This is a genomic window from Novosphingobium sp. 11B, assembly GCF_054589055.1.
On the sequence record NZ_BAAILP010000303.1, the window covers coordinates 1 to 245 of the forward strand.

1 protein-coding gene is annotated in these 245 nt (G+C 67.8%); it reads left to right on the forward strand.

Features of this window, described 5'->3' with window-relative positions; all coding sequences use genetic code 11:
* Nucleotides 1–245: hypothetical protein (locus ACYPYD_RS26095; protein ID WP_459666544.1), on the forward strand; the 245-nt coding region annotated here is incomplete at both ends.

Below are 245 nucleotides of genomic sequence, written 5' to 3' on the forward strand. Positions count from 1 at the left end.
GCGGGCGTCGTCTCGATCACCACGGCGGACCCCGGCGACAAGCTGGAAGTGATCGCGCGCGGCGGCTACGAATTCGCGGCGAAGCAGGTCTACGGCGAGGCGATCGTCTCCACCCCGCTGAGCGACACGCTGGGCATCCGCGTGGCGGCACGCGCCAGCAAGCAGTTCGACGGCTACTACAAGCAGGTCGGCACGACGCAGACCTACCCCACGCTGGATCGCACTTCGACCTCGCAAGTGGTCAC